This is a genomic window from Vibrio sp. SG41-7 (assembly GCF_014164465.1).
Taxonomy (GTDB): Bacteria; Pseudomonadota; Gammaproteobacteria; order Enterobacterales; family Vibrionaceae; genus Vibrio; species Vibrio splendidus.
In genome coordinates, this window is the sequence record NZ_JACJFF010000219.1 from 1 (window position 1) to 3836 (window position 3836).

Below are 3836 nucleotides of genomic sequence, written 5' to 3' on the forward strand. Positions count from 1 at the left end.
CGCAACAACGGATTAACTATCGTCCGAAAAAGTGTTTGGGGTTCAAGCAGCCAGCTGTCCTATTTAAAGAAATGATGTCGGCTGCTTGAAAATTAAGAGTGTCGCAGTTCGGAGTTGAATTCGGGGATAATGATAAGAGGTCGATAATTCGTTGTCGGACTAAATTAGAACTTTAAATCTAATTTCTAAGTAGTTGTTATCTCAGGAAGAGTTTTTGTGCTATGCGCCCCTATATTAAATACATTATCCCTATTTTAATTCCTTTCATTATCCTCGTAATGCCGCTATCAGCGTTTCCATTTGAAGGCCTTACGATTATTCAACAACGCGTTATCGCGATCTTTTTATTAGCGGCATTGTGCTGGGTGTTCGAGCCTATCCCGATCTACGCGACGTCTGTTGTTATTATCGTTCTGCAATTATTGATGTTGTCGGATAAAGGGCTGATCTTTTTAAGGTTTGAGCATGGGCAGGAACATTTTGGTGAGTTGTTAAAATACAGCGACATTATGGCGACATTCGCCAGCCCAATCATCATGCTGTTCTTGGGCGGTTTTTTCTTAGCGATGGCCGCCACTAAGTATCGATTAGACGTAAACTTAGCCCGTGTATTATTGAAGCCATTTGGACAAGACCCAAAGTTTGTGATGCTCGGCTTAATGCTGATCACTGGTATCTTTTCGATGTTTATGTCTAACACGGCAACAACGGCAATGATGCTATCTATTTTAACGCCGGTACTGGCTGTGTTTGGCCCGAAAGACCCCGGTCGTATAGCGTTTGCGCTTTGTATCCCTGTTGCCGCTAACATCGGTGGCATTGGTACCCCGATCGGTACCCCCCCGAACGCTATCGCACTTAAATATTTAGTTGGCGATAACCTCATTACGTTCGGTGAATGGATGGCATTTGGTGTGCCGTTTGTCGTTATTATGATGGCGTTAGCGTGGTTTTTAATAGGCTTTATGTACAAAGCTGACCAAAAGAAAATCGAGCTAAGCATCAAAGGTAAATTCCTTAAAACGCCCAAAGCCATTGCGGTATACGTCACTTTTGCGCTGACCATCATTCTTTGGTTAATGGGCTCAAGCCATGGCATGAACTCTTATACCGTCGCTCTGATTCCTGTCGCTGTGTTCTCACTCACAGGGATCATCAATAAAGAAGACCTTAAAAAGATTTCTTGGGACGTACTGTGGCTTGTATCAGGTGGTATTGCACTTGGTTTAGCTCTCGATAAAACTGGCTTAGCAAGGCTCGTGGTACACAGCATTCCGTTTGATGCTTACTCACCCTATGTGGTGTTGTTCGGAGCGGCGTTCTTGTGTTTGGTAATGGCAAACTTTATGTCTCATACCGCAACGGCTAACTTGTTAATGCCAATTATGGCTGCATTAGGTTCGTCTATGGCTTCACTCACGCCACTCGGCGGTGAGTTAACGTTAATTCTGGTTGTGACTTTTGCCGCTTCATTAGGTATGTCGCTGCCAATCAGTACGCCACCGAATGCGTTGGCTCATGCCACGGGTCATGTGCAAAGTAATCAAATGGCCAGAATCGGTATTATTTTGGGTGTGGTTGGTGTGCTACTGAGTTTTGTTATGGTGTGGGTGCTACATTCAATTGGTCACATAGGATAACGATACGTGTATCAACAAAAGCTAGAAGCACTTATCGATCGTTATTTTAATCAGACAGAACGTCGGGTGACGTGCCGTGCCGGTAACACCATTATTGAACAATCAGCGTTAAACACTCGTTTATATTATGTGTTTAGTGGAGAACTGGAAGGGTTTTATTCCGAAGCGAATACACCGCAAGTGCGAGTCTTTAGCGCGGGTAGTGGGGCTTTTATAGGCGTTCATAGCTTCTTTTCAGGTAATTGGACAGCATCTTCAACGGTTGTTGCTAAAACCGATGTTGAATTAGCGTGGATCGATAAAGACACGCCTGCAGAAGATGAACGTAAGTTTGGTCCTCTTACCGCACAGTTCACACCTGTGATTGTCAATGAGTTGTCGCGTCGTCAACGCCGCGCAACACAAGAAGCGATAGCGAAACAAAAAGCGCTAGAGAAGTTACATACTGCTGAGCAAATGACGACCTTGGGTCAATTGGCTGCAGGGATTGCCCATGAGCTTAACAACGCTATTGGTGTAGTAAATAGTAAATCTGGCCGACTTGAAACGGTCATCATGGATCTGCTCGAAGAAGTGCATCCAGAAGCCAGTCAATTTTTCGATTTTGGGTTAATGCATGGTCAGAAAACGTCGTCGTCAGAAGCGCGAACACGTGGGCGACAATTTGAAAGAAAATATGGTTTAGACAAAAACATTGCACGCTCTCTTGCAAAGGCGATTCCAATTGACGCTTCATATGCAACAGACGTTATTTCAAAACATTGGCTGAAAAACCCAGAAGAAGCGATTCGCTTTTGGCAGATGGGCTGTGATTTACATGATTTACGTTTGGCATCTAGACACACCGTTGGCATCGTAAAATCGGTTAAACAACTTGGTAGAGTTGATATTGACACCGAAGAAGCGGTTGATATTAACGACTCCATTAACCATGCCTTATCGTTGTTACAAAGTGAGTTACGTAGAGTCTCTGTGCGATTGAGCCCTGCAGATTTACCGACTTTTAAAGGCTCGAAAACAGAGCTCGTTCAGATTTGGGTCAACATTGTAAAGAATGCTTGTGATGCAATGTCGAATTCAGACGATGCCGCAATAGAAATTCAAACCAGATTAAGTAAGAAAAGAATATTAGTTACGATCACGAATAACGGCCCTGAGATAGACGAGGTGACTCGTAGAAAGGTATTTCAGCCCAACTTCACCACTAAAAAAGGTGGTTTATCGTTTGGATTGGGCTTGGGTTTATCAATCGTTAAGCGGATTGTGGCGGGTTATGGCGGAAGTATCATTGTGAAAAGTGATGCTTCTAAAACTGTATTTAGAATCAAGTTACCAGTAGAGGGTGAACATGGAGAAGCTTAATTTAATCTGTGTCGATGACCAGAGAGAAGTACTGAGCGCAGTGGTACAAGATTTAGAGCCGCTGGCGAGTTGGCTGAATATTGAAGATTGTGAATCAGCGCAAGAGGTGCTTGATCTCATTGATGAACTTGACGCAGAAGGCGAACACATTACCGTCATCGTGTCTGATCATGTGATGCCAGGGAAAACGGGTGTGGAGTTACTCACTGAAGTGTTCCATGACAGCCGCTTTCCGAATACAAAGAAAATTCTTCTTACGGGGCAGGCCACTCACACCGATACCATCAATGCGATTAATGCAGCAGGCATCGACCGTTACTTTGAAAAGCCTTGGCAAGCAAGCACATTAGTTGAGTGCATTCGTACTCTTGTCACTGAGTACATATTTGATCAAGGGCTTGATTACACGGACTATCAGAATGAGCTCGACCAGCAGGTTGTGTTGAGACGCTTGCGTTAGTCTCTTATATTAGCGACTTACGCTAGTCACTTATGTCAGTCGCTTGAAATTATATGCACCGAAGGAAGCTTTCTGAAGGATTTTGTCTTTGAAAGATGTAATCTTCGGTGCATATATTACCTATCTCTTTTAGTCGTTCAGGTTTTAGTACTCAGCTATCAACACACTGGTTGCTGGCTTAAGTCTAAAACTCATGCGCTACGCCAACCAAAATTGAAGTTAATGCATAGTCTTTATACACCACATTAGTGCGGCTTTGTTGCGTAATTCAATGGAACTAAATCAAGAACCTACGATCTGATCAGCTACCTCCACCCTCTCTCGTAGCCCTATGCCTAAGCCTCGTTACAAAACAACCAACTGGAAGCAATACA

General features: G+C 43.7%; 3 protein-coding genes. All 3 read left to right on the plus strand.

Annotated features, from left to right (window positions below):
• The first annotated feature begins 221 nt into the window (after window positions 1-221).
• Genes H5300_RS25815 through H5300_RS25825 form a run of 3 tightly spaced genes read left to right on the plus strand, consistent with a single transcriptional unit; the run spans window position 222 to window position 3462 of the window.
• Window positions 222-1640 carry a DASS family sodium-coupled anion symporter gene (locus H5300_RS25815; RefSeq protein ID WP_004733551.1) on the plus strand — a complete coding sequence of 473 codons (1419 nt, stop codon included), beginning with the start codon at window positions 222-224 and terminating at the stop codon, window positions 1638-1640.
• A 6-nt stretch (window positions 1641-1646) separates the two neighbouring features.
• Window positions 1647-3002 (plus strand): ATP-binding protein, encoded by a 1356-nt coding sequence (locus H5300_RS25820; RefSeq protein ID WP_017087835.1) that lies wholly within the window; start codon window positions 1647-1649, stop codon window positions 3000-3002.
• Window positions 2989-3462 (plus strand): response regulator, encoded by a 474-nt coding sequence (locus tag H5300_RS25825; RefSeq protein ID WP_017062404.1) that lies wholly within the window; start codon window positions 2989-2991, stop codon window positions 3460-3462. The genes H5300_RS25820 and H5300_RS25825 overlap by 14 nt, the downstream gene beginning before the upstream one ends.
• The last annotated feature ends 374 nt before the right edge of the window (window positions 3463-3836 follow it).